Origin of the sequence: Cellulomonas sp. NPDC058312 (genome assembly GCF_042880135.1) — a bacterium.
Classification (GTDB): Bacteria; Actinomycetota; Actinomycetes; order Actinomycetales; family Cellulomonadaceae; genus Cellulomonas.
This window is the reverse complement of sequence record NZ_JBHVZE010000002.1, coordinates 661,362-685,866: the sequence shown is the minus strand read 5'-3', so window position 1 is coordinate 685,866 and position 24,505 is coordinate 661,362. Positions and strand designations below refer to the sequence as shown.

Annotated in this window: 24 protein-coding genes; 16 read left to right on the top strand and 8 right to left on the bottom strand. The window is 75.5% G+C overall.

All coding sequences use genetic code 11. The features are described 5' to 3' along the window. Positions 1 to 120 precede the first annotated feature (120 nt). The 4 genes from ACFVXN_RS07655 to ACFVXN_RS07640 all read left to right on the top strand — a co-directional run bounded on the left by ACFVXN_RS07655 (position 121) and on the right by ACFVXN_RS07640 (position 5,545). Complete coding sequence (locus ACFVXN_RS07655) at positions 121 to 2,979, top strand: GNAT family N-acetyltransferase (RefSeq protein WP_389229749.1); 2,859 nt, start codon at positions 121 to 123, stop codon at positions 2,977 to 2,979. Positions 2,980 to 3,110: 131 nt separating this feature from the next. Continuing rightward, entirely contained in the window at positions 3,111 to 3,680 is a 570-nt protein-coding gene (locus tag ACFVXN_RS07650) for a DUF5998 family protein (protein WP_389229746.1), read from the top strand. Positions 3,681 to 3,682: 2 nt separating this feature from the next. Then, the gene (locus ACFVXN_RS07645; protein ID WP_389229743.1) at positions 3,683 to 4,861 is read left to right on the top strand and encodes an alkaline phosphatase family protein; all 1,179 of its coding nucleotides are present in this window, start codon (positions 3,683 to 3,685) and stop codon (positions 4,859 to 4,861) included. A 24-nt stretch (positions 4,862 to 4,885) separates the two neighbouring features. Beyond that, positions 4,886 to 5,545 (top strand): thymidine kinase, encoded by a 660-nt coding sequence (locus ACFVXN_RS07640; RefSeq protein WP_389229740.1) that lies wholly within the window; start codon positions 4,886 to 4,888, stop codon positions 5,543 to 5,545. A gap of 40 nt (positions 5,546 to 5,585) precedes the next feature. Here the strand turns inward: ACFVXN_RS07640 and sepH are convergent, their stop codons facing one another. After that, complete coding sequence (gene sepH, locus ACFVXN_RS07635) at positions 5,586 to 6,701, bottom strand: septation protein SepH (protein ID WP_389229737.1); 1,116 nt, start codon at positions 6,699 to 6,701, stop codon at positions 5,586 to 5,588. 103 nt (positions 6,702 to 6,804) lie between these two features. On the opposite strand from sepH, the gene ACFVXN_RS07630 reads away from it, so the two are divergent. The 3 genes from ACFVXN_RS07630 to ACFVXN_RS07620 all read left to right on the top strand — a co-directional run bounded on the left by ACFVXN_RS07630 (position 6,805) and on the right by ACFVXN_RS07620 (position 8,980). After that, on the top strand, positions 6,805 to 7,605 hold the full coding sequence (locus ACFVXN_RS07630) for a trimeric intracellular cation channel family protein (RefSeq protein WP_389229734.1): 801 nt from the start codon (positions 6,805 to 6,807) through the stop codon (positions 7,603 to 7,605). A gap of 156 nt (positions 7,606 to 7,761) precedes the next feature. Beyond that, the gene (locus tag ACFVXN_RS07625; RefSeq protein ID WP_389230530.1) at positions 7,762 to 8,556 is read left to right on the top strand and encodes an inositol monophosphatase family protein; all 795 of its coding nucleotides are present in this window, start codon (positions 7,762 to 7,764) and stop codon (positions 8,554 to 8,556) included. A 124-nt stretch (positions 8,557 to 8,680) separates the two neighbouring features. Beyond that, the gene (locus ACFVXN_RS07620; RefSeq protein ID WP_146835284.1) at positions 8,681 to 8,980 is read left to right on the top strand and encodes a DUF4193 domain-containing protein; all 300 of its coding nucleotides are present in this window, start codon (positions 8,681 to 8,683) and stop codon (positions 8,978 to 8,980) included. Positions 8,981 to 9,022: 42 nt separating this feature from the next. Here the strand turns inward: ACFVXN_RS07620 and ACFVXN_RS07615 are convergent, their stop codons facing one another. Then, positions 9,023 to 9,571: a DUF3093 domain-containing protein gene (locus tag ACFVXN_RS07615; RefSeq protein WP_389229730.1), complete on the bottom strand. Its 549-nt coding sequence runs from the start codon at positions 9,569 to 9,571 to the stop codon at positions 9,023 to 9,025. Between the two features lie 40 nt (positions 9,572 to 9,611). On the opposite strand from ACFVXN_RS07615, the gene dut reads away from it, so the two are divergent. From dut to ACFVXN_RS07595, 4 genes are all read left to right on the top strand, one after another. Beyond that, the gene (dut, locus tag ACFVXN_RS07610; protein WP_389229727.1) at positions 9,612 to 10,085 is read left to right on the top strand and encodes a dUTP diphosphatase; all 474 of its coding nucleotides are present in this window, start codon (positions 9,612 to 9,614) and stop codon (positions 10,083 to 10,085) included. A gap of 74 nt (positions 10,086 to 10,159) precedes the next feature. Continuing rightward, a complete protein-coding gene (locus ACFVXN_RS07605; protein ID WP_389229724.1) occupies positions 10,160 to 10,975 on the top strand; it encodes a DUF3710 domain-containing protein in 816 nt (271 codons plus the stop codon). Positions 10,976 to 10,986: 11 nt separating this feature from the next. Continuing rightward, complete coding sequence (locus ACFVXN_RS07600) at positions 10,987 to 11,355, top strand: OB-fold nucleic acid binding domain-containing protein (RefSeq protein ID WP_389229721.1); 369 nt, start codon at positions 10,987 to 10,989, stop codon at positions 11,353 to 11,355. Then, positions 11,348 to 12,085: a DUF3159 domain-containing protein gene (locus tag ACFVXN_RS07595; RefSeq protein ID WP_389229719.1), complete on the top strand. Its 738-nt coding sequence runs from the start codon at positions 11,348 to 11,350 to the stop codon at positions 12,083 to 12,085. The genes ACFVXN_RS07600 and ACFVXN_RS07595 overlap by 8 nt, the downstream gene beginning before the upstream one ends. Here ACFVXN_RS07595 and ACFVXN_RS07590 read toward each other — a convergent pair. Together ACFVXN_RS07590 and ACFVXN_RS07585 are read right to left on the bottom strand one after the other, a co-directional pair. Further along, entirely contained in the window at positions 11,994 to 12,692 is a 699-nt protein-coding gene (locus ACFVXN_RS07590) for a potassium channel family protein (protein WP_389229716.1), read from the bottom strand. The two genes, ACFVXN_RS07595 and ACFVXN_RS07590, sit on opposite strands and share 92 nt — an antisense overlap. Continuing rightward, a complete protein-coding gene (locus ACFVXN_RS07585) occupies positions 12,689 to 13,339 on the bottom strand; it encodes a potassium channel family protein (protein ID WP_389230527.1) in 651 nt (216 codons plus the stop codon). Before ACFVXN_RS07585 ends, ACFVXN_RS07590 begins: the two co-directional genes overlap by 4 nt. A 117-nt stretch (positions 13,340 to 13,456) precedes the next feature. On the opposite strand from ACFVXN_RS07585, the gene ACFVXN_RS07580 reads away from it, so the two are divergent. From ACFVXN_RS07580 to ACFVXN_RS07560, 5 genes are all read left to right on the top strand, one after another. Continuing rightward, on the top strand, positions 13,457 to 15,460 hold the full coding sequence (locus ACFVXN_RS07580) for an APC family permease (protein ID WP_389229713.1): 2,004 nt from the start codon (positions 13,457 to 13,459) through the stop codon (positions 15,458 to 15,460). Then, a complete protein-coding gene (locus ACFVXN_RS07575; RefSeq protein WP_389229710.1) occupies positions 15,450 to 16,733 on the top strand; it encodes a class I SAM-dependent RNA methyltransferase in 1,284 nt (427 codons plus the stop codon). Before ACFVXN_RS07580 ends, ACFVXN_RS07575 begins: the two co-directional genes overlap by 11 nt. Positions 16,734 to 16,832: 99 nt before the next feature. Continuing rightward, complete coding sequence (locus ACFVXN_RS07570) at positions 16,833 to 17,015, top strand: translation initiation factor 2 (protein ID WP_389229707.1); 183 nt, start codon at positions 16,833 to 16,835, stop codon at positions 17,013 to 17,015. 192 nt (positions 17,016 to 17,207) lie between these two features. Continuing rightward, a complete protein-coding gene (locus tag ACFVXN_RS07565; protein ID WP_389229704.1) occupies positions 17,208 to 20,036 on the top strand; it encodes an aconitate hydratase in 2,829 nt (942 codons plus the stop codon). A 106-nt stretch (positions 20,037 to 20,142) separates the two neighbouring features. After that, positions 20,143 to 20,709 carry a GNAT family N-acetyltransferase gene (locus ACFVXN_RS07560; RefSeq protein WP_389229701.1) on the top strand — a complete coding sequence of 189 codons (567 nt, stop codon included), beginning with the start codon at positions 20,143 to 20,145 and terminating at the stop codon, positions 20,707 to 20,709. Positions 20,710 to 20,724: 15 nt separating this feature from the next. On the opposite strand, the gene ACFVXN_RS07555 is transcribed toward ACFVXN_RS07560, so the two are convergent. From ACFVXN_RS07555 to ACFVXN_RS07540, 4 genes are read right to left on the bottom strand one after another with little or no spacing between them, the layout of a single operon-like run. Beyond that, positions 20,725 to 21,147 carry a DUF1801 domain-containing protein gene (locus ACFVXN_RS07555; protein WP_389229699.1) on the bottom strand — a complete coding sequence of 141 codons (423 nt, stop codon included), beginning with the start codon at positions 21,145 to 21,147 and terminating at the stop codon, positions 20,725 to 20,727. A gap of 34 nt (positions 21,148 to 21,181) precedes the next feature. Next, complete coding sequence (locus ACFVXN_RS07550) at positions 21,182 to 22,096, bottom strand: aminoglycoside phosphotransferase family protein (protein WP_389229696.1); 915 nt, start codon at positions 22,094 to 22,096, stop codon at positions 21,182 to 21,184. A 51-nt stretch (positions 22,097 to 22,147) separates the two neighbouring features. After that, positions 22,148 to 22,942 carry an EI24 domain-containing protein gene (locus ACFVXN_RS07545; protein ID WP_389229693.1) on the bottom strand — a complete coding sequence of 265 codons (795 nt, stop codon included), beginning with the start codon at positions 22,940 to 22,942 and terminating at the stop codon, positions 22,148 to 22,150. Between the two features lie 10 nt (positions 22,943 to 22,952). After that, complete coding sequence (locus ACFVXN_RS07540; protein WP_389229690.1) at positions 22,953 to 24,464, bottom strand: MATE family efflux transporter; 1,512 nt, start codon at positions 24,462 to 24,464, stop codon at positions 22,953 to 22,955. Between the last annotated feature and the right edge of the window lie 41 nt (positions 24,465 to 24,505).

Genomic DNA, 24,505 nt, shown 5'->3' with positions numbered 1-24,505 from the left:
CGTTCGGTCGGGGTGGGGCGGTGCCCGGCGGGCCGGGCGGGGGACGGCGCCCATTGTCCCCGCAGACCGGGGCTGTGGACGACCACGACGCGCGGCAGGTGCGACGTTAGGCTCGTGGGCATGGCTCAGGGGACGGCAGACGCGCAGGCGCACGGCGCCGCAGGTGAGCCCTACCCGGCCGGCTGGGAGGCGGACGTCGTGCTGCGCGACGGCAGCACCACGCACATCCGGCCCATCCGCCCCGACGACGCCGACGCGCTCCAGGCGTTCCACGTCGGGCAGTCCGAGGCGTCCACGTACCTGCGGTTCTTCGCGCCGCTCGAGCGGCTGCCGGACCGCGACCTCGCCCGGTTCACCACCGTCGACCACCGCGACCGCGTGGCGCTCGTGGCCGTCACCGCGGACGACGCGATCATCGGCGTCGCGCGCTACGACAAGGTCGGCCCCGAGGAGGCCGAGGTCGCGTTCAACATCGCCGACGCCCACCACGGCCGCGGGCTCGGGTCCGTGCTGCTGGAGCACCTCGCGGCCGCGGCGCGCGAGCGCGGCGTGCGACGGTTCACCGCCGAGGTGCTGCCCCAGAACGGCCGGATGATCGCCGTGTTCCGCGAGGCCGGGTACTCGCCCCAGCAGCGGCTCGACGACGGCGTGGTCACCGTGGGGTTCGACATCGACCCCACGGACCGGTCCCTCGCCGTGATGATGGCGCGCGAGCGGTCGGCCGAGGCCCGCAGCGTGCAGGGGCTGCTGACCGCGCGGTCGGTGGTCGTGCTCGGGTCGTCGACGGCCGAGCCGGGGTCGCTGGAGGACCGTCGCGCGGCCCGGGTGCTCGGCGACCTGCTCGCCGGGGGCGGGCGCGGCGACCAGCCCGAGGACCGGACCGGCGCGGTGACCCCCGCAGGCGGGGACGAGCGGCCGGTCCAGGTGCACGTGGTCGGGCGGATCGCGCCCGGAGCCGACGCCACGGACGTCCCCGACGGCTCGGACGCCCTCGACGGCGCTGAAGGCCCCGGCGCCCCCGTGCCGCGCGACGGGGTCCGGTACTGGGCGACGCTCGACGACGTCCCCGGCCCCGTCGACCTCGCCGTGCTCGCGATGCCCTCGTCCGAGGCCGTCGTCGCGGTCCGGTCCCTCGGCCGGCTCGGGGTGCGCGGCGTGGTCGTGCTGTCCGGCGGCTACGCGGAGCAGGGTCCGACGGGCCTCGCGCTGCAGCGCGCCCTGCTGCGGGCTGCGCACGCCGCCGGGCTGCGGGTGGTGGGTCCCCGGTCGTACGGGCTGCTCGCGCACGCCGCCGGCGGGCTGCTCAACGCCTCCCTCACCGAGGACCCGCCGCCCGCGGGCCGGATCGGCCTGTTCTGCCAGTCGGCGTCGACCGCCGTGTCGATCCTCGGCTCGGTCCGCCGCCGGCACCTCGGCCTGGCGCACCTGGTGTCCGCGGGCAACCGCGCGGACGTGTCGGGCAACGACCTCATGCAGTTCTGGCAGGACGACGACAGCACCGACGTCGTCGCCCTCTACCTCGAGTCCATCGGCAACCCGCGCAAGTTCTCCCGCGTCGCCCGCCGGCTCGCGGCCGTGAAGCCGGTCGTCGTCGTCACCGCGGGGCGGTCCGGGCACGTCGTCCCCCCGGGCCACGCCGTGCGCCCGACCCAGACCTCCCGGCACACGCTCGAGGAGGTGATGCGGCGCTCGGGCGTCGTGCTGGTCGACAACACCCACCAGATGCTCGAGGTGGCGCAGCTGTTCGCGCTCCAGCCGCTGCCGCCCGGCCGGCGTGCCGCCGTCGTGGCGTCCTCGTCCGCGATGGCGGCGCTCGTGTCCGAGGCCGCGCACGCCGCCGGCCTGCTCGTGGAGCGCGCGCCCGCGATCCTGCCCGAGGACGCCGACGACGACCGCGTCGAGCGGGTGTTCCGCGACGTGTACGCCGACCCGGACGTGGACGTCGTCGTCACCGTGCACGTCCCGACCGTCGGGCCGCGCGACGACCGGGTCGCCGGCGCCCTCGCGCGGCACGCCGCGGACTCCGGGCGCACGTCGGTCGCCTGCCTGCTCGGGCTGCACGGATCGACCCCGGCGCTCACCGCGCCCGGTGCCGACGGCCGGCTGCGGACGATCCCCGCGTACACGACGCCCGAGGACGCCGTGCTCGCGCTCGGCCAGGCGGTCCGGTACGCGACGTGGCGGTCGGCCGACCGGGGGCGGCTCGTGCACCCCGAGGGGATCGACGCCCGCGAGGCGCGGCGGCTCGTCGACGGCTGGCTCGCCGAGGCCGGCGGTCCCGCCTCGCTCGACCTCGGGCCGGCGCGGACCGCCGAGCTGCTCGCGCAGGCCGGCGTCCGGGTGTTCCCCGCGGTGGGCGTGCACGACGCGGACGAGGCCGTCGCCGCGGCGGACCGGCTCGGCTGGCCCGTGGCGCTCAAGTCCACCGTGCCCGCACTGCGCCACCGGTCCGACCTCGGCGGGGTGCGGCTCGACGTGCACGACGCCGCCGAGCTGCGGGCCGACGTCGCGCAGGTCCTGGCGCTCGCGGGCGGGCACGAGCCCGAGCCCGGTCGGGCGCCGCTCGAGGTGCAGGCGATGGCACCGCACGGCGTCGCCTGCCTGATCCGCTCGTCGGAGGACCCGCTGTTCGGCCCGGTGCTGGGCTTCGGGCTGGGCGGTGACACCACGGACCTGCTGGGCGACGTCGCGTACGCCGTGCCGCCGCTCACCGACGTGGACGTCGCCGACATGGTGCGCGCGCCGCGGTCCTCGCCGCGCCTCTTCGGCTACCGCGGCGTGCCGCCCCTGGACGTCGACGCGCTCGAGGACGTGCTCGCCCGCGTGTCGGTGCTCGCCGACCAGCTGCCGGAGATGCTCGCGCTGGAGCTCAACCCCGTCGTCGTCGCCGAGCGCGGGGCGTACGTCCTCGGGGCCACCGCCCGTGTCGGCGCGGCGGCGGTCCGCGCGGACGGGCCGCGGCGCGCGCTCCCGGTGTGAGCCCGACCCGACCCCGCCCGACCCGACCCCGCCCGACTCGACCCCGCCCGGCGTGACCGCCGGGCCGGTGCCCGACGTGGCCCCCGGGCCGGTGTGTGACGGCTGCGCCCCCCGGGTGGGAGGATGTCCGGGTGCCTGCACCGTCGACCGACCTGATCCGTGACCTGCACCGCGCCGGGTACTACCCCGACCTGGTGGCGGACGTCCTCGACGTCGCCCTGGCGGACGAGCCCGTCCTGGCGCACCTCGTGCACCCCGAGACGACGTTCGACGCCGCGGAGGTCCGCCGGCACGTCACCGTCCTGGCGCTGACCCCGACGCGCCTGGTCGTCGCGCACGTCGACGACCACCCGGCCGACAGCGAGCACCCGTCGGCCAGCGCCGCCGCCACCACCGAGGCCGTCCCGCTCTCCGAGCTCCGCTCCGTCGCGCTGACGCACGTGATCGGCACGCCCGAGCAGCACACCCCGGGCCAGCCGGCCACCGAGCTCACCCTGGCGATCGGCTGGGGCGCCGTCTCCCGCGTGGACCTCGAGCCGGCCACCTGCGCGGACCCGCAGTGCGACGCCGACCACGGCCTGACCGGCACGCTCACCCCGGACGACGTCGTCGTGCGTGTCAGCGCCGTGGCGGAGGGGGCCGGTGCCGTGCGCGACGCCGTGGCCTTCGCCCGGCGGCTGTCCGCGGCGAGCGCCCGCTGACGATGACGGCTGCCGCGTCCACCACCGTCCCCGCCCGGCTCGCGGACGCGGGCCTGGTCCCGCCGGACTACGACGGCCCGTCCCTGTCCGGCCTGCTGCCCGCCGTCGCCGACGCCCTGGGCGTCCCGGTCGACGGCGGTGCCGCGCGGCGCGCGCAGCTCGGGCTGCCGAGCACGCACCGGGTGTGCGTCGTCCTGGTCGACGGCCTCGGGTACGAGAACCTGGCCGAGCGCGCGGGCCACGCGCCGTTCCTGCGGTCGCTGCTCGACGGCGCGCAGGTGCTGTCCGCCGGCTACCCGTCCACCACCGCCGCGTCGATGGGGTCGTTCGGCACGGGCACCAACCCCGGCCGCACCGGTCTGGTCGGCTACACGGTGCGCAACCCGCGCGACGGCCGGCTCGCCAACATGGTGTCGTGGGACGGCCTCGGCCCCGCGCGCGAGTGGCAGCGCGAGCGGACCGTCTTCGAGTCCCTGGTCGCGCACGGCGTCACCGTCACGACCGTCGGCCCGCGCAAGTTCATGGGCTCCGGGCTGACCGAGGCGGCCCTGCGCGGCGGGGGGTACCGCGCCGCCGAGTCGCTGCCCGACCGGGTGGACGCCGCGCTCCGGCTGCTGCGCGAGCCCGGACTGGTGTACCTGTACTGGGGCGACGTCGACAAGACCGGGCACCACGAGGGCGTCGGCTCCTGGCAGTGGGGGGACCAGCTCGAGGCCCTCGACGGCGAGCTGCGCCGCCTGGTCCGGTCGCTCCCCGGGGGCGCCTCGGTCGTCGTCACGGCGGACCACGGGATGGTCGACGTCGACCCGCAGCGGCGCTGGGACGTGGGCACCGACCCCGCGCTGGCGGCGGACGTCGCGCTGGTCGCGGGGGAGCCGCGCGCCCTGCACGTGCACCTCGTGCCGGACGCCGACCCCGAGGTCGTCGCGGCGCGGTGGACGGACGTGCTCGGCGACGCGGCCGTGGTCCTGACCCGCGCGCAGGCCGTGGGTGCGGGCCTGTTCGGCCCCGTGTCCGCCCACGTCGAGCCGCTGCTGGGGGACCTGGTCGTGGCGACCGCAGGCCGCGCCACGGTCGTCGACTCCCGGACGCAGACGCCCGCGTCGATGCGGCTCGTGGGCGTGCACGGCTCGTTGACGACGGCGGAGCTGCGCGTCCCGCTGCTCGCCGTGCACACCTGACCCGCACGACGGAACGAGGAGAGCGTGGCCGAGCTGGTCTTCTTCTGCGGCACGATGGACTGCGGCAAGTCCACCCTGGCGCTGCAGATGCACCACAACCACACCGCCCGTGGGCGGGGCGGGGTGCTGTTCACCCGGGACGACCGCGCCGGCGAGCACCGGCTGTCCTCGCGCCTCGGGCTGTCCGTCCCGGCGCACGAGGTCACCGACGCCACGGACTTCTGGGACGAGGTCGTCGCCCGGCGCACCCGCGGCGAGGCCGTGGACTTCCTGATCTGCGACGAGGCGCAGTTCTACTCCGCCGCGCAGGTCGAGCAGCTCGGCCGGGTGGTGGACGACCTCGACGTGGACGTGTTCGCGTTCGGCATCACCACCGACTTCCGGACGCGGCTGTTCGCGGGGTCCGCGCGGCTGCTCGCCCTGGCCGACCGGGTGGAGACGCTGCAGGTGCAGGCCCTGTGCTGGTGCGGCGCGCGCGCGACCCACAACGCGCGCACGGTGCACGGCGTGATGGTCGTCGAGGGCGAGCAGGTGGTGATCGGTGACGTGGCGGTCGCCGCGGACGACGACGCCGTCGGCTACGAGGTGCTGTGCCGGCGGCACCACCGGCTGCAGGTCACGGCGCTGTCGTCGCACGCCGGGTCGATGTCCCCCCAGACGCTGGACATGCTCGCCGAGGACTGAGCCCGAGCCCGGCTGCACGGGCCTGGCTGCTCCGCCCTGGCTACTCCGGCTTGGCGCCGAAGACGATCTCGTCCCAGCTCGGCACCTTCGGGCGCGCGCGCCGGCTGCCGCTGGTGCGGGGCCGTGCCTCGCGCTCCTCGGCGGCCGGGGTCGGGCGCTCGTCGGGGACGCGCTCACCGGGCTCGAGGGCGACCGGGGTGTCCGGCTCGTCCGCGGCGGGACGGTTCCGGGCAGGGGCGGGGTAGATCCGCGCGTCGGCGGTGGCGTCGGCCTCCACCGGGTGGGAGCCGGGGATCTCCGGGCCGTCGAGCTGGCCGAAGTCGAACGCGTGCTGCGGGCCGAAGCCCGGGAACTCCTCGTCGCCGTCGTCCTCGAGGTCCAGCGTCTGGCGGACGCCGCGCCGGGCCCGCAGGTCGTCCAGCAGCTCGTGGGTGGCGCGCAGGTCGTCCGCCGGGTCCTGGTCCTGCTCGCGGTGGTGGGGGAGGGACGCGGGTCCGTCGACCGCCGCGAGGACGGGCCGCACGTCGGCGTCCACGTCGAACACGACGTCGCGGACCGCGGACAGGTGCCGGCGCGGCACGGGGCCGTCGGCGATCTCCGTCTCGGACAGCCAGCGGGCCTCGTCCTCCTCGGCGTGCACGGAGCGGGTCGACGCGTCGTAGGACCAGCGCGCCTCGCGGGCGTCGTCCTCCACGCGGAACCGGGCGACGACCGTCCAGCCGCCGCCGGTCTCGCGGTACGCGTCCCAGGTGACCCCGGCCGGGTCCACCCCGCGGGCCGCCAGGCGGTCGACCACCAGGTCGCCCAGGACGGGGGCGCCGACGTCGCGGCCCACCCGGGTGCCGCGCGCCTGCTCGGCGACGAACTCGCGCTCGGCGAGCACGGGGCCCTCGAACCGACGGACGTGCTCGACGGTGGTGCCCGTCTCGTCGGCGATCTGCTCCGCGGAGCGACCGGCGCGCACGCGGGCCTGGATCTCGCGCGGGCTCGGCACACCGGACTGCTCCGCGCGGATCTGCTCCAGCTGCGGGCGGTCGCGGCGCACGGCCGCGCGCAGCGGCTCGTCGATGTGCAGCCGGTAGCGCTGCCCGTCGGCCGCGGCGAGCACGAGGTGTTCCCCGTCCTCGTGCAGTCCGATCAGCTCGAGCTCAGCCATCACATCTCCCATCGTCGCGACGAGACTGCCATCGCGCTCTCCCGAACGCGGGGAGGCTCGCGGGTCGCGCCGCCGAACTCCGCGCCCTGCCATGATCACCCCTGTGCTCGACGACTTCCCCATGCAACCCGTGCTCGAGCTGCTGGGCGTCTTCGTGGGGGCGCTGTCCGGCGGCCTCGCCGCGGTCCGCAAGGGCTTCGACATCTTCGGCATCGTCGTCCTGGCGTGGGTCGCGGGCCTCGGCGGCGGCATCCTGCGCGACGTCCTGATCGGCGCCGTGCCGCCCGTCGGCATCGCCCAGGGCGAGTTCGTCGCCACCGCGTGCGCCGCCGGCCTGGTGACGTGGGCCGCCCACCCCGGGCTCGGCCGGCTGCGGCGGTTCGTCCTGGTGCTCGACGCGGGCGCCCTCGCGCTGTTCACGATCGTCGGCACGGTGAAGGCGCTCGAGTACGGCACCGGGGCCACCGCGGCCGTCTGCGCTGGCGTCATCACGGGGGTCGGCGGCGGCGTGCTGCGCGACCTGCTGTGCGGCGAGGTGCCCGTCGTGCTGCACCACCGCCAGCTGTACGCGATCCCGTCCCTGCTCGGGGCGGTGCTCGTGGCGGTGCTGTGGCGGGAGGAGGCGCTGACCGTCGGGACCGAGGTCGCCGCGGTCGTCGCGGTCCTCGTGATGCGGCTCGTCGCCCTGCGGTTCCGGATCCAGGCACCCGGGCCGTGGGACCCGGGCACCGTGCGGATCGGGCGCGCCGGACGCTCGGGTCGGGCGGCCCGCGCCGGGCGGGTCGAGCGCGACGCCCGCGGCCGGCGTCGGCCGCGCGGTCCCGCGTCCGACGAGCCCGCGCCGCTGCTGCGCTGGGTCGCCCGGCTCCGGCGCCGCGGCGCGCACGGTCCCGGCGAGGGCTGACCCCGCTCCGCCCGGCCCCGCCCCGACGACCTCGTCCGGCAGGATGGCGGGGTGACGAGCGCACCTGAGCACCGACCGACCGATCCCGCCCCCACTGCCGCCACTGCCGCCACGACGTCCGCGGCGCTGCCCGGTGCCGACGAGGTCCGGGCCCTGATGGCCGTCGCCGAGCAGGTCGCCCGGTCCGCCGGCGACCTGATCCGGGCCACCCGGCCCGCTCGGGTCCAGGTGGCCGCGACCAAGTCGAGCGACGTCGACCCGGTCACCGCGATGGACCTCGCGTCCGAGGCGCACCTGCGCGAGCTGCTCGCCCGGCTCCGCCCGGACGACGCCGTGCTCGGCGAGGAGGGCGACGACCTGCCCGGCACCTCCGGGCTCACCTGGGTGCTGGACCCCGTCGACGGGACGGTCAACTACCTCTACGGCGTCCCCGCGTACGCGGTCTCGGTGGGGGTCGTCGTGGGGGAGCCGGACCCGGAGCGGTGGACCGTCGTCGCCGGGTGCGTGCACGCGGTCGTCGACGGTCGCACCTACACCGCGGGTCACGGGCTCGGGGCGTACCGCGACGGGGAGCGCCTCGCCGTGAACCCCGCGCGCCCGCTGGCGACGTCGTTGGTCGGCACCGGGTTCGGCTACCGGGCCGAGCGCCGGCGCGTGCAGGGGCGGGTGCTGGCCGAGCTGCTGCCGCAGGTGCGGGACATCCGCCGGATCGGGTCGGCCGCGCTGGACCTGTGCCGGGTCGCCGAGGGGTCGCTCGACCTGCACTACGAGCGGGGCCTGAACCCGTGGGACCTCGCCGCGGGGGAGGTCGTCGCCCGCGAGGCCGGGGCGCTCGTGACGGGTCTGCGGGGCCGTGCGGCGAGCCGGGACATGTCCGTCGTCGGCCCGCCGGAGACCGTCGCGGAGCTCGCGGCGATCCTCGCCGACCTCGGCGCCGACGCGGACGACTGAGCCGGGCTCGCACCGGCCGCCAAAATGAGGCACAATCCGGGGCGCCCGACGGGAACAAACGTCCACCCGGACGACTTGATCCCGCGTACGCCATCACCGACCTGACGGAGCGTGACCCCACCTCATGGCAACCGACTACGACGCCCCGCGCAAGACCGAGGAGGACCTGAGCGAGGACTCGCTCCAGGAGCTCCAGGCCCGGCGCTCCGACAAGAACTCGGGCGTGGTGGACGAGGACGAGACCGAAGCGGCCGAAGGGTTCGAGCTCCCGGGCGCGGACCTCTCCGGCGAGGAGCTCTCCGTCCGGGTGCTCCCGCGCCAGGCCGACGAGTTCACCTGCTCCAAGTGCTTCCTGGTCCATCACCGCAGCCAGCTGGCCTACGAGAAGGACGGCATGCCCGTCTGCTCGGAGTGCGCTGCCTGAGCCGCCGTCCGGACGCGCCCCCCGGCGCGCCCGCACCAGCCGTCACGACGCCGGCCGTGCCCCCGTGGGCCGGCCGGCGTCGTCGTCCCCGGCGGGACCCGCGGCCGGCGCCTCGGGCGCAGCGCCCGCAGCGCCCGCGGCGACCAGCGCGCGCACCAGGTCCTCGGGCCGGCGGGTCGAGACCAGCCACGACGGCGTCGGGTCGGCGGGGTCGGCGACCTCCACGACCACGGCCGTGCGGACCCAGCCGCGCAGCACCACGTGGGCGCGGGCGTCGAACCCGGGGCCCAGCGCGTGCCGGGTCGCGTCGGCGTCGAGCGCCCGGGGCGCACGCAGCAGCGTGGCCGGGATGTGCGCGTCGCCGGCGTGCAGCTCGCCGCCGGCCACCCTCACGGGGGTCGCCAGCCGCACCGCCCCGGCCGTCGCGGCGACGAGGGCGACGCCCCCGGCGACCAGGCCCGCGACGTGGCTCACGGGCCACAGCACGATCGCGGCCATCAGCCCGAGGGCGGGCACCGCGACCCAGCCGGCGGGGGACGGCCAGAGCCGCTCGTCGAAGGCGGGCGGGGGCGGGGGCTGAGTGGTCGGCACGCCCCCATCGTCCCACTCGGTCCCGGTACTGTCGGGGACCGTGACGCACGACGAGCCCCTGACCATCCTGCTCCAGCGCCTCGACGAGGGCGTCCCCGTCCCCGCCTACGCGCACCCCGGTGACGCGGGCGCCGACCTGGTGACCCGGGTGGACGCGACGCTCGAGCCGGGAGAGCGGGCGACCCTGCCGACCGGCATCGCCATCGCCCTGCCCGAGGGGTACGCCGCGTTCGTGCACCCGCGGTCCGGTCTCGCGGCCCGGCACGGCCTGACGATCGTGAACGCGCCCGGGACGGTCGACGCCGGCTACCGCGGCGAGATCGCCGTGACGCTGCTCAACACCGACGCCCGCGAGCCCGTCGTGCTGCACCGCGGCGACCGGATCGCGCAGCTGGTGGTCCAGCGGGTCGAGCGCGCGACGTTCGTGCCGGCGGACGCCCTGCCGGACTCCGTGCGGGGCGCGGGCGGCTTCGGGTCGAGCGGCGGCTGGCAGGCCGCCGACGCGCCCCGCTAGGTCCGTCGGACCGGGCGGACTACTGTGATCGTGTTCGCGCCCGCGCAGCGGGCGACCTGTGGAAGGGACTGAGGGTGGCGCTATTCCGGCGCGGTGCGAAGGGTCGTACCGCCCAGGACGAGACCACGGGCGGCGTCGACGCCCCCGAGGACACCGCCGACCGCGCGGCAGACGCCGGGACGACCGACGTCGTCGCGGACGACGCACCGTCGTCGCCCGTCCCGGACCGGTCCGCCGGCCCGTGGGACGCGCAGGAGGACGTGCCGGCCGGCCCCCGGGTCGACCTCGGTGCGCTCCGGCTGCCCGGGGTGCACGGCATGGAGCTGCGGATGGAGATCGACAAGAAGTCGGGCACCGTCACCGCGGTCGGCGTGACGCTCGACGGGTCGACCCTGCAGATGCAGGCGTTCGCCGCCCCGCGCAGCGACGGCATCTGGGACGAGATCCGCGCCGAGATCGGCGAGTCCGTCGCCAAGCAGGGCGGGGCCGTCGACGACGTCCCCGGCCCGTTCGGCCGCGAGCTGCTCGCGCGGCTCCCCGTGCGCACCCCCGAGGGCCGCACCGGTCACCGGCCCGCGCGGTTCGTCGGGGTCGACGGCCCGCGCTGGTTCCTGCGCGGTGTCATCACCGGCCGCGCCGCGGTCGACGAGGCCGCCGCCGCCCAGCTCGAGGACGTGTTCCGGCGCACCGTCGTCGTCCGCGGCACCGAGGCACGCGCCCCGCGCGACCTCCTGGCGCTCACGCTGCCCTCGGACCAGAAGGGCATCACCCCCCAGCCCGGCACGCCCGCCGACGGCACCGCCGCCGACGGTGCGCCCGCCGGGGCGACCCCCGCGCCCGGCGAGTTCGACCCGCTGACGCGCGGCCCCGAGATCACGGAGATCCGCTGACCATGTCCCCCGTGTCGCTGCGCGAGAGCCTGCGCAAGGCGGTGGCCTCCCGCGAGGAGGTCGAGGCCGACGAGGAGCGCGTCGACGCGGTCAAGGCGACCGGCTGCACGCCGGTCGCGCAGACCGCGGAGCGCCGCCGCGTCAAGGTGTCGGGTGTCATCCGCTCGGTCGTGCTGCGGCCGCGCCAGGGCGTGCCCGCGCTCGAGGCCGAGCTGTACGACGGCAGCGGCAACCTGGTGCTGGTCTGGCTGGGGCGCCGCGAGATCGCCGGCGTCGAGCCCGGCCGCCGGCTCAAGGTCGAGGGCCTGGTCTGCACGCGCGACGGCCGCCGGTCCATGTTCAACCCGCGCTACGAGCTGCGGCCCCGACCCGGTGAGTGACCCGACGCCGGCCGGTCCGGGCTCGTCCGGCCCCGACGGCGCACCTGCCCGCGGGATGCGCGCGATCGAGGCCGAGCAGTTCTCGTTCGCGGACTCGGTCGGCGGCGTACGCGGCGTCGTCGAGTCCGTGGCGCCGGGCCTGCTGTTCGTCGTCGTGTTCATCGCGAGCGGCCAGCAGCTGCGGCCCGCGCTCGTCGCCGCCGTCGCGGCGGTGGTCGTGGCCGTCGTCGCCCGGCTGGTGCAGCGCACCCCCGTGACGCAGGCCCTGTCCGGTGCCGTCGGCATCGTGATCGGCGCCGTCGTCGCCGCGCGCACGGGGCAGGCGGAGGACTTCTACCTGTGGGGCCTGCTGGTCAACGGCGCGTACCTGCTGCCGTTCGCCGTGTCGGCGCTCGTGGGCTGGCCCCTGGTCGGCGTCGTGCTCGGCCTGTTCCGGGCGGACGGCCCGCTGCAGCCGGACGGGTCGTGGGCCGGTGCGTTCGCGTGGCGCCGGGACGCGGAGCTGCGCCGCCGGTACACGTGGGTCACGTGGCTGTGGGCCGGGATGTTCGCGCTGCGCCTCGCGGTGCAGCTGCCGCTCTACCTCGCGGGCGAGGTGGCCTGGCTCGGCACCGCGAAGCTCGTGATGGGCGTCCCGCTCACCGCTCTGCTGCTGTGGCTGAGCTGGATCCTGGTGCGCGGGACGACAGCAGCGCGGCCAGGTCCTCCTCCGACGCCTCCCGCCCCGTGACGAACAGCAGCTCGTCGCGGCCCTCGAGGGTGTCGTCCGGGCTGGGGGAGAACGGGCGGTCGTCGCGGACCACGCACGCGAGCACGGTGTCGGCGGGCCACTCGATCTGACCGACGAGCACGCCGGCCAGCGGGGAGTCCTCGGGCAGCGTGATCTCGAGGATGTCCGCGCCGGACTGGTGGAACGTGAAGATCCGCACCAGGTCGCCGACGGAGACGGCCTCCTCGATCATCGCCGTCATGATGCGCGGCGTGGACACGGCCACGTCGACGCCCCACGCCTCGTCGAACATCCACTCGTTCTTCGGGTTGTTGACCCGCGCGACCGTGCGCGGCACGCCGTACTCCGTCTTCGCGAGCAGCGAGATGACGAGGTTCGCCTTGTCGTCGCCGGTCGCGGCCACCACGACGTCGCACTCGTCCGTGCGCGCCTGGGTGAGCGTGGGCAGCTCGCACGCGTCGGCCAGCAGCCAGTCGGCGTCGGCGACCTGCGCGACGCGCATCGCGGACGGCTGGCGGTCGATCAGCGTGACCTCGTGCTGGTTCGCGAGCAGCTCGCGCGCGATGGACCGGCCGACCGACCCGGCGCCGGCGATGACGACCCTCATGCCTGGACCTCCGGGGCGGCGGTGACGGTGCGCTCGACGGCGGACGAGTCCTCGGCGCGCAGCAGCAGGTGCACGATGTCGTTCTCCTGCAGGACGGTCTGGGCGTCGGGCAGGAACCCGTCGCCGTAGCGGGTGAGGTACGCGACCCGGGCGCCGGCGGCCTCCTCGAGCGCGCGCAGCGGCTTGCCGATCCAGCCCTCGTGCACGTCCACCTCGGAGAGCTGGATCTTGCCGGAGGCGTCGGTGAACTGGCTGGTGGCGCCCATCGGCAGCAGCCGGCGGAGCACCTGGTCGGCGGTCCAGCGCACCGTCGCGACGGTCGGGATGCCGAGCCGCTGGTAGATCTCCGCGCGGTGCGGGTCGTAGATCCGCGCGACGACGTTCTCGATCCCGAACGTCTCGCGCACGACGCGCGCCGCCAGGATGTTGGAGTTGTCGCCGTCCGAGACCGCCGCGAACCCGAACGCGTCGTCGATGCCGGCCTGGCGCAGCGTGTCCCGGTCGAAGCCGAGCCCGGTGACCTTGCTGCCGGCGTAGTCGGCCTCGAGCCGACGGAACGAGTCGGGGTTCTGGTCGATCACCGCGACGGAGTGGCCGTGGCTCTCGAGCGACTGCGCGAGCGTCGCGCCGGCCCGGCCGCAGCCCATGATGACGAAGTGCACAACGCGGAACGCTATACCTAGCGCGGGCCGCGCGTGCACCACCTCGGTCCCGGTGGCCGCGCGTGCACCGGATCGGCGCGCGCGGGCCTAGCATGGTCCCTCGTGCCGGACCTCGCGGATGCCGCCAAACGCTTGTTGCTGGGCCGACCGGTCCGCAGCGAGAACCTGGGGCACACCCTCCTCCCGAAGCGCATCGCGCTCCCGATCTTCGCCTCCGACGCGCTGTCGTCCGTCGCGTACGCACCGGACGAGGTGCTGCTGACGCTGGCGCTCGCCGGCGTGGGTGCGACGATGATCTCGCCGTGGGTCGGCCTCGCCGTCGTGATCGTCATGGTCACGGTGATCGCGTCGTACCGGCAGAACGTGCACGCGTACCCGTCGGGCGGCGGCGACTACGAGGTCGCCACGGTGAACCTCGGGCCCAGGGCCGGTGTCACGGTCGCCAGCGCGCTGCTCGTGGACTACGTGCTCACGGTCGCCGTGTCGGTGTCGTCCGGGGCGCAGTACGCGGCGTCCGCGCTGCCCGCGCTGCGGGGGCACGAGGCCCTGTTCGCCGTGGCCGTGGTGGTGCTGCTGACCCTCGCGAACCTGCGCGGCGTCCGGGAGTCCGGGAGCGCGTTCGCGATCCCCGTCTACCTGTTCATGATCGCCGTGGGCAGCACCGCCGTCGTCGGCTTCGTGCAGTACCTCACGGGCAACCTGGACCAGGCCGCCACGCACGACCTGACGATCGTCCCCGCCGAGGGGCTCGACCAGGGCCTGATGGGGGCCGCCGGCGCGTTCCTCGTGCTGCGTGCGTTCGCGTCCGGCTCCGCGGCGCTCACGGGCGTCGAGGCGATCAGCAACGGCGTGCCGTCGTTCCGCAAGCCCAAGTCCCGCAACGCCGCGACCACGCTGCTGCTGCTGGGCTCGCTGTCGGTGTTCCTCATCATGTCGATCCTCACGCTGGCGAACCTCACGGGCATCCACTACGTCGAGGACCCGGCGACGCAGCTGCTCCGCGACGGCGTGCCCGTCGGGCCGGACTACGTCCAGGACCCGGTGATCGGGCAGCTCGCGCAGACGATCTTCGCGTCGTTCCCGCCGGCGTTCTACCTCGTCGCCGTGGTCACCGGCCTGATCCTCGTCCTCGCCGCGAACACCGCGTTCAACGGGTTCCCGGTGCTCGGGTCGATCCTCGCCAAGGACGGCTACCTGCCGCGCCAGCTGCACACCCGCGGCGACCGGCTCGCGTTCTCGAACGGCATCCTGGCGCTGGCCGCCGGCGCCATCGCGCTGATCATCGCGTTCGACGCCCAGGTCACCCGGCTGATCCAGCTCTACATCGTCGGCGTCTTCGTGTCCTTCACGCTGTCCCAGCTCGGGATGATCAAGCACTGGACCCGCGAGCTGCGCACCCAGCCCGACCCCGACCGGCGCCGGCAGATGGTCCGGTCGCGGGTGATCAACGCGATCGGCTTCGGGATGACCGCGACCGTGCTGGTCATCGTGCTGCTGACGAAGTTCACGCACGGCGCGTGGATCGCCATCCTCGCGATGATCATCGTGTTCATCGGCATGCAGGGCATCCGCCGGCACTACGACCGGGTCCGCGACGAGCTCGCGCTCGGCGACGACCTGTCCGCCGCCCGCGCCCTGCCCAGCCGGGTGCACGCGATCGTGCTCGTCTCGCACCTGCACCGGCCGACGATGCGCGCCGTCGCCTACGCCCGCGCGTCCCGCCCGCAGGTGCTCGAGGCCGTGACCGTCGGCGTCGACCCGGAGGAGGCGCAGGCCCTGCGCGCGCAGTGGGAGGCGATGGACCTGCCGGTCCCGCTGCGGATCCTCGACTCCCCGTTCCGGGAGATCACCCGCCCGATCATCACCTACGTCCGCTCGATCCGGCGGGACAGCCCGCGGGACCTGGTGGTCGTGTACATCCCCGAGTACGTCGTGGGCCACTGGTGGGAGCAGCTGCTCCACAACCAGAGCGCCCTGCGGCTCAAGGGCCGGCTCCTGTTCACCCCCGGTGTGGTGGTGGCCTCGGTGCCGTGGCAGCTCGCGTCGACGGAAGGCCAGACCGGTATGGAAGAGCACGTGCGCAGGACGACGTCCCGTGGCCTCTGAGCGCAGCGCCGCGGCGGCGCGCGAGGGCGACCTGGTCGAGCTCGAGATCGGGCCGGTGGCCCACGGCGGCCACTGCGTCGCCCGGCTGCGGGCCCCCGGTGAGGCCGGGCCGGGCCGGGTCGTGTTCGTGCGGCACACCCTGCCGGGCGAGCGCGTCCGCGCGCGGATCACCGACGCCGGCGCGAAGGCGTCGTTCTGGCGCGCCGACGCCGTCGAGGTCCTCGAGGCCTCGCCGGACCGCGTCCCGTCCGCCTGGGAGGAGGCCGGCCCCGGCGGGGTCGGTGGCGGCGAGCTCGCGCACGTGCGGCTCGACGCCCAGCGCGCGTGGAAGTCCGCCGTCCTGGTCGAGCAGCTGCAGCGGCTCGCGAAGGTCGAGCGCGAGGTCCCCGTCCTGGCGCTGCCCGGCGACGACGAGGCCGGTGGCCTGGGCTGGCGGACCCGCGTCGGGTTCCTCGCCGACCGCGAGGGCCGTGCCGGGATGCGCCGGTTCCGGTCGCACGACGTCGTGCCCGTCGACCGGATGCCGCTGATGAGCGACGCTCTGGCCGAGCTCGACCTCCTCGGCCGGCGCTGGGCGCCCGGTGCGCGGATCGAGGCCGTCGCCCCCGCGGGCGGCGACGCCCCGATGGTGCTCGTCGACGACCAGCCGTTCGACCTGCGCCGCGGCAAGGTCGACCCGCGTCCGAACGCCCGCAGCGCCGTGCGCGAGCAGGTGCGCGTCGGCGAGCGGGAGTGGGCGTACCGCGTGGCCGCCGCCGGGTTCTGGCAGGTGCACCGCGAGGCGCCCGCCGCGCTCACCGCCGCCGTGCTCGCCGCGGTCGGCGACGTCGCGGACGGCACCGTGCTGGACCTGTACTCCGGCGCGGGCCTGTTCACCCTGCCGCTGGCCGACGCCGTGGGGGAGCGCGGCACCGTCGTCGCCGTCGAGGGCGATGCCCGGGCCGTGAAGGACGCGCGCCGCAACGCCCACGACCGTCCCCAGGTCCAGCTGCACGCCGGCGACGTCGCGGGCGTCCTCGCCGGCGGGACCGCCGGGTCCGGGGCGGACGCCGTCGTGCTCGACCCCCCGCGGGTCGGCGCCGGGCGGGACGTGGTGCGCGCGGTCGCGGGCCTCGCGCCGTCGCGCATCGTCTACGTCGCGTGCGACCCGGCCGCCCTCGCGCGCGACGTGGCGTACCTGGCGGAGGAGGGCTACGCCCTGACCTCCGTCACCGGGTACGACCTGTTCCCGATGACGCACCACGTCGAGGCGGTCGCGGTCCTGGAGCGCTGACGGGCCCGGGCCGTCGGACCGCTCGCCAGGGCGGGGTCGGCGGCCTAGCGTGGGTGCGGACGCCCCTGGTCGGGGCGTCGGGACCGGAAGGAGTCGACGATGACGACAGCGCACGAGGGCGACCGCGAGTCCGCCGCGGAGGCGACGCGCCGCGTGGCCGAGGCGAGCCGCCGCGCGACGGCCGAGCTGCACAAGCAGGGGACCCCGGACTACGACCCGCGGCAGCACGAGAAGGCGGTCGAGCGCGAGCGCCGCGCCGCCGAGGGGCTCGACCAGCAGTGATCCCGGGCGGGTCGCCGACCCGCTCCGCCACCCGACCTCCTCCCCGGCGCGGTCCCGTGGGGTGACGCCCGAGCGCGTCGCTCCGTGGGGCCCGCCGGGGTAGGATGTATCTTGACGTCAAGATACTTGCCGACCGGCCCCCCCAGCACGCCCAGAACCGGTCGGAACTCGCCGAACGAAGGAGAGCCCACTGTGAGCAGCGTCGACAGCTTCGGGTCGAAGTCCCGGCTGCAGGTCGCCGACGAGTCCTACGAGATCTTCCGGCTCGACGCCGTGCCCGGGACCGAGAAGCTGCCGTACAGCCTCAAGGTGCTGGCGGAGAACCTGCTGCGGACCGAGGACGGCGCGAACATCACCGCCGACCACGTGCGCGCGCTCGCCGCGTGGGACCCGGCCGCCGAGCCCGACACCGAGATCCAGTTCACGCCCGCCCGCGTGATCATGCAGGACTTCACCGGCGTGCCCTGCGTCGTCGACCTCGCCACCATGCGCGAGGCCGTCGCCGACCTCGGTGGCGACCCCGCCCGGATCAACCCGCTCGCCCCCGCCGAGCTGGTCATCGACCACTCCGTGCAGATCGACGTCGCCGGTCGTCGCGACGCCTTCGAGCGCAACGTCGAGCTCGAGTACCAGCGCAACCACGAGCGCTACCAGTTCCTGCGGTGGGGCCAGACGGCGTTCGACGACTTCAAGGTCGTCCCCCCGGGCACCGGCATCGTCCACCAGGTCAACATCGAGTACCTGGCGCGTGGCGTCATGGTCCGCGACGGCCGCGCCTACCCCGACACCTGCGTCGGCACCGACTCCCACACCACGATGGTCAACGGCCTCGGCGTCCTCGGCTGGGGCGTCGGCGGCATCGAGGCCGAGGCGGCGATGCTCGGCCAGCCCGTCTCGATGCTGATCCCGCGCGTCGTGGGCTTCAAGCTCACCGGGCAGATCCCGTCCGGCGTCACCGCCACCGACGTGGTCCTCACCATCACCGAGCAGCTGCGCGCCCACGGCGTCGTCGGCAAGTTCGTCGAGTTCTACGGCGACGGCGTCGCGGCGGTGCCGCTGGCCAACCGCGCGACCATCGGCAACATGAGCCCCGAGTTCGGCTCCACCTGCGCGATCTTCCCGGTCGACCAGGTCACCATCGACTACCTGCGGCTCACCGGCCGCTCCGAGCAGCAGCTCGCCCTCGTCGAGGCGTACGCCAAGGAGCAGGGCATGTGGCTCGACCCGGCCGCGGGTGTCGCGGACGCGGTCTACTCCGAGTACCTCGAGCTGGACCTGTCCACCGTCGTGCCGTCCATCGCCGGCCCGAAGCGCCCGCAGGACCGCATCGAGCTCTCCGGGGCCAAGGAGTCGTTCGCGACGTCCATCCTCGACTACGTCGACGCCGACGAGGCCGCCCCGTTCACCGGCGCCGCCCGCGGCATCACCGGCCTGGACGAGTCCGTCGACGAGACGTTCCCGGCCTCCGACCCGATCGCCGCGGGGGAGCACACCGACGCCAGCGACGCCCCGGCCCACGTGCACGGCGGCGACAGCAGCCGTCGCCCGCACAAGCGCGTGCCCGTCACCCTCGCGGACGGCACCGCCACCGAGCTCGACCACGGTGCCGTCGTGATCGCCTCGATCACCTCGTGCACCAACACGTCGAACCCGTCGGTGATGCTCGCCGCGGCGCTCCTGGCCCGCAAGGCCGTCGAGCGCGGCCTGTCCGCCAAGCCCTGGGTCAAGACCTCGATGGCGCCGGGCTCGCAGGTCGTCACGAACTACTACGAGAAGGCCGGCCTCTGGCCCTATCTCGAGAAGCTCGGCTTCCACCTCGTCGGCTACGGCTGCGCCACCTGCATCGGCAACTCGGGCCCGCTGCCCGAGGAGGTCTCGGCCGTCGTCAACGAGCACGACCTGTCCGTCGTCTCGGTGCTGTCCGGCAACCGCAACTTCGAGGGCCGGATCAACCCCGACGTGAAGATGAACTACCTGGCCTCGCCGCCGCTGGTCATCGCCTACGCCCTCGCCGGGACGATGGACTTCGACTTCGCGAACGAGCCGCTCGGGCAGGACGAGTCCGGCGCCGACGTCTTCCTCACCGACATCTGGCCCACGCCCGAGGAGGTCCAGGCGACCATCGACGCGTCGATCGACCGCCAGATGTTCGAGGCCGACTACGCCGACGTGTTCGCGGGCGACGACCGGTGGCGGGCGCTGCAGACCCCCGAGGGCGACACCTTCGCCTGGGACCCGCAGTCGACCTACGTGCGCAAGCCCCCGTACTTCGAGGGCATGGGCGCCGAGCCGTCCCCGGTCACCGACGTCACCGGGGCGCGCGTGCTCGCCAAGCTGGGCGACTCCGTCACCACCGACCACATCAGCCCCGCGGGGTCGATCAAGGCCGACAGCCCGGCCGGCGCGTACCTCGCCGAGCACGGCGTCGAGCGCCGCGACTTCAACTCCTACGGCTCGCGCCGCGGCAACCACGAGGTGATGATCCGCGGCACCTTCGCCAACATCCGGCTGCGCAACCAGCTGGTCCCCGGCGTCGAGGGCGGCTTCACCGTCAACCACCTCACCGGCGAGCAGACCTCGATCTACGACGCCGCGCAGGCCTACGCCGCGGCCGGCCTGCCGCTCGTCATCCTCGGCGGCAAGGAGTACGGCTCCGGATCGTCCCGCGACTGGGCCGCCAAGGGCACCGCGCTGCTCGGCGTGAAGGCCGTCATCACCGAGTCGTTCGAGCGGATCCACCGCTCCAACCTCATCGGGATGGGCGTCCTGCCGCTGCAGTTCCCGGTCGGCGAGTCCGCGGACTCGCTCGGGCTCGACGGCACCGAGACGTTCGACATCGCGGGCGTCACCGCGCTCAACGAGGGCAGCACCCCGCGGACCGTGCACGTCACGGCGACGAAGGGCGACGGCTCCGTCGTCGAGTTCGACGCGGTCGTGCGGATCGACACCCCCGGCGAGGCGGACTACTACCGCAACGGCGGCATCCTGCAGTACGTGCTCCGGTCGCTCGTCGCGGCCTGATCCGTCCCGCTCCACGCCACCCCCGGACCCGCGCGGTCCGGGGGTGGCGTGCGTCCGGGCCGAATACCGGTGCGCGGCGCCCGCGGGAGCGGTTACGGTCTCGGCCGTGATCCGGATCGCCGCACTCGCCCCCGTCCCGACCCTCGTCACGCCCCGGCTGCGACTGGTGCCGCTGGGCCCCGAGCACCTCGAGCCCACCTGGGCGTCCCTCCAGGACGCCGAGCACCTGCGCCTCACGGGCACCCGCGCGGCGTTCACCCGGGAGCAGGTCCTCGCCCACCTCGAGCGCGTGGCCGGTGACGACGAGCGCGGTGACTGGGCGATTACCCACGCCGACGACGGCCGCTACCTCGGCGAGGTCGTGCTGAACGACCTCAACCCCGACGACCGGGCGATGAACGTGCGGATCGCGCTGGCGCCGGGGGAGCCGGGCCGCGGTTACGGGACCGAGGCGATGACCGCCGTCCTCGACCACGCCTTCGGCGCCGTCGGCCTGCACCGGGTGTCCCTGGACGTGTTCGCGTTCAACCCGCGGGCGCAGCGCTCGTACGAGAAGGTCGGGTTCGTCGTCGAGGGCCGGCAGCGCGACACGCTGCTGTGGGACGGCGAGTGGACGGACTCCGTGCTGATGGGGGTGCTCGCCACCGACCCCCGACCGACGCTGCGGGGGTGACGCCGGCGCGGCCGCTCAGTCCCGCGGGTTCCGGCCGCGCCGCTCCCAGGCGTCCCGCACGATGCGTTCCAGCACGGTCGGGTCGACCGCCTCGAGGTCCTTGAGGTGCAGGCAGCCGGCCCCGACCGTGTGCGGCCCGAGCCGCGCGAGCTCGTCGGCGTGCGCCTCGGTCCCGTCCATGAGGTAGAGGGTCAGCGCGGCCCGGCGGGGTGCGAACGCGACCGGCGGCCAGTGGCCGGTCCGGCCGCTGGCGTACGTGTAGCGGACCGACCCGAACCCGACCATCGAGGGGCCCCACATCACCGGCGGCTCGCCGGTGACCTCGGCCATCAGCCGCAGCACGCGCTCCGCGTCCCGGCGGCGGCGCTGCGGGGTGACGCCGGCGACGAACGCGTGCGGGTCGGCGTCGGTCGGGACGGTCTTCGGGGCGTCGGCCATGCCGCCCATGATGCCGGTCCGGCTCCCGCGGGGCTCAGGTCGCCAGCAGCTCGCGGACGGCGTGGGCGCCGATCGCGGCGATGACGGGGTCGTCGTCGCCGTGGGTCACCATCGCCGACGCCATGACCAGCGCCCACCCCGCGGCGCGCCGCCAGCGTCCGGGGTCGGCGTCGGCCCCGGCGGCGTCGGCCAGCTCGTCGGTGCGGGCCCGGAACGCCGCCCGGCCGTCGGCGTCGAACGTCAGCCACGCGGTCGCGAGGTCGCACGCGGGGTCACCGGCGGTGACGTCGCCGAAGTCCAGCAGGGCGGCGAGCGTCCCGTCGCGCACCAGGAGGTTCGCCGGGTGCGGGTCGCCGTGCACCCACACCGGCGGCCCCGGCCAGGCCGGCGCGTGCAGGGCGTCCGCCCAGAGGTCCTCTGCCGGGGCGCGGGTGCCGGGGAGCAGGGGGTCGAGGTGGCCCGCCGCCAGCCGCTCCCGCAGCGCCGTGCTGCGGCCCGCGAGGGCGCCGCCGCGCACCGGGTTGACCGGCGCGCCGGTCGGGGCGGTCACGTGCAGCGCGTGCAGCGCCTCCGCGAGCGTGCCGGCCCACCGGGTGCGCTCGGTCACGGGCTGGTCGGCGGCGGGCCGGCCGTCGAACCACGGCACGACGCTCCACGCCCACGGGTAGCCGGAGGTGGGCCGGCCCCGGCGCACCGGCGCCGGCACGGGGACCGGGGACAGCCGCGCGAGCACCGGGAGCCACTGCTGCTCGTGCTCCACCAGGCGGGCGGCGGCGGCGCGGCGGGGGAGCCGGACCGCCAGGTCGTCGCCGAGGCGGTACGTGGCGTTGTCCCAGCCGTGCACCGCAGGTCCCAGCGGCAGGGCGGCGAGGTCGGGGTGCTGCGCCGCGAGCAGCGCACGCACGAGATCGGTGCCGAGGACGACCTCGGCGGGGGGCCGGGTGGGCACGGCGGGGGACCTCCTGGGCGGGCGGGGGGGGGCGGGGCGGGTCGCCCGACGCTACACCGCGCCGCGGCCCCGGATCTGCTGCGGGGCGGGGGTGACCGGCGGCCCGGCGGGCGGCCGGGGCCCCGGCCCGAGCAGCGACTGCGCCAGCAGCGTCGACCCGGCCACCGCGGCCGGCATCGTCGCCACCGCGCCGCCGGGGACCAGGAAGCACAGCTGGGTCGCCACCCCGAACCCGAGGGCCCGCGCGCGGTGCGCCCGGAGCAGGGCGTTGCGCTCGCGCCGCCCGATCCCGCGGGCGACCAGCGCGCGGGACGAGAGCTCGTGCGCGAGCACCCACCCGGTGAGCAGCACGCCGACGAGCCAGCCGGCCACGGTGCCGACCACCGGGATCAGCCCGACGAGCCCGGCGAGCACCGCCGCGACCAGGCCCCGCGTCACCAGCGAGAAGCCGTCCACGGCCCCGCGCCAGAACCCGGTCGAGCCCTCCGGGACCGTGCCGGTCGACTCCTGCTCGACCGCCTTCCAGATCCGCTCGTAGAACGGCTCGCCGACGGTCAGCGTCAGCGCGGTGAACGTGACCACGACCAGCACCACCGACGCGACCAGGACGACCGCCTGGGCCGCGAGCTGCGCGGTGCGCTCCCAGAACGGCGTCCAGTCGTCGGCGAACGGGGTCAGCCACTCGCCGATCGGCCCGAGGTTGAGCGCCAGCGTGCCGATCGCGACCACCGCCACCAGGCCGACCAGCGCGGCGGGGATCAGCCCGCGCGCCATCGTGCCCGGCCGGCGCCGCCACATGCCCCAGCCGCGGCCGAGCAGCCGCGCGCCCTCGAGGAACTCCTGCATGGCCCGCAGCCTAGGTGGCGGGCGTGGTCGCGCGCGTGCCGGCGATCTCGTCCTCTGCGGCCTCGTCCCCGTCGGCGGCGAGCCGCGGCTGCGGCACCACCGCGTCGACGACCATCGAGCCGTCGTGCGGTCCCTCGACCGGCACGGGCTCGGGGGTGGCCTCGACCTGGGACAGCGGGGCGATCGGCATCGTCGCGAGCCGGCGGTGCGCCCGGAGGTAGGCGGGGACCAGGAGCACCACGGCGCCGATCCAGGCGAGCGGGTTGCCCCACACCACGCCGATGTACCCGAACACCGCGCCGAGGACGACGGCCGCGCCGACGCGCATCACCAGCTCGACGACGCCGGTGAGGGTGGGCACGCCGGTGTGGCCGAGCCCCTGGAGCGCGCCGCGCAGCACGAACAGGACGCCGAGCGAGATGTACAGCGCCCCGTTGACGTGCAGGAACTGCGCCGCGAGGTCGACGACCGCGTCCGACCCCGTGCCGTGGCCGACGAACAGCCGGACCAGCGCCGCCCCGGACAGCACGACGACGGCACCGACCGCGACGGACCCCGCCACGGCGAGCCAGGTCGCCTGCACGACGCCCTGCCGGATCCGGTCGGGGCGACCGCCGCCGAGGTTCTGGGCGACGAACATCGACACCGCGAGTCCGAGGGACTGCAGCAGCGCGACGGCCAGGCCGTCGACCCGGGACGCCGTCGTGTACGCCGCGACGGCGTCGGGCCCGAGCTCGTTGAGCCGCACCTGCACCGCGAGGGTGCCGATCGCGATGATCGACGCCTGGAAGCCCATCGGCAGGCCGAGCCGCAGGTGCTCGACGAGGTCCGCGCGGGAGACGCGCCAGTCGGCGCGGTGCACGTGCAGCACCGGGATGCGGCGGCGGACGAACTCCAGGCAGAGCGCGACGGACAGGGCCTGCGACACGACGGTCGCGAGCGCGGCGCCGCCGACGCCCAGGCTCAGCGGCCCGACCATGACGACGACGAGCACCACGTTGAGCACGCACGCGACCGTGAGGAACACCAGCGGCGTCCGGGAGTCCCCGATGGCGCGGACGATCGCGCCGAGGAAGTTGAAGAACATCACCGCGCTCGCGCCGAGGAAGCTCACCTGCGCGAACGTCGTGGCCTCGGCCATCAGCACGTCCGGGGTGCGCAGCAGCCGCAGCATCGGGCCGGCGAGCAGCGGCGCTCCGACGGTCAGCACCACGCTGAACGCCGCGGTCAGCACGGTGCCGGCGGCGACGGACCGGCGCACCGCGGCGTGGTCGCGGGCGCCGTACGCCTGGGCGGTGGGGATCGCGAAGCCCGAGGTCATGCCCCACGCGAACCCGAGCAGCAGGAACAGCAGGCTCCCGGTCGCGCCGACGGCGGCGAGCGAGTCGACGCCGAGGTGCCGGCCGACGACCACGGCGTCGGCGAAGTGGTAGAGCTGCTGGACGACGTTGCCCACCAGCAGGGGGACGGCGAACACGAGGATGACGCGCCAGGGACTGCCGGCGGTCAGGACCTTGGCCATGACGAGGATGCTCCGGGACAGGAGTGCGGGAGGGGTGGTCG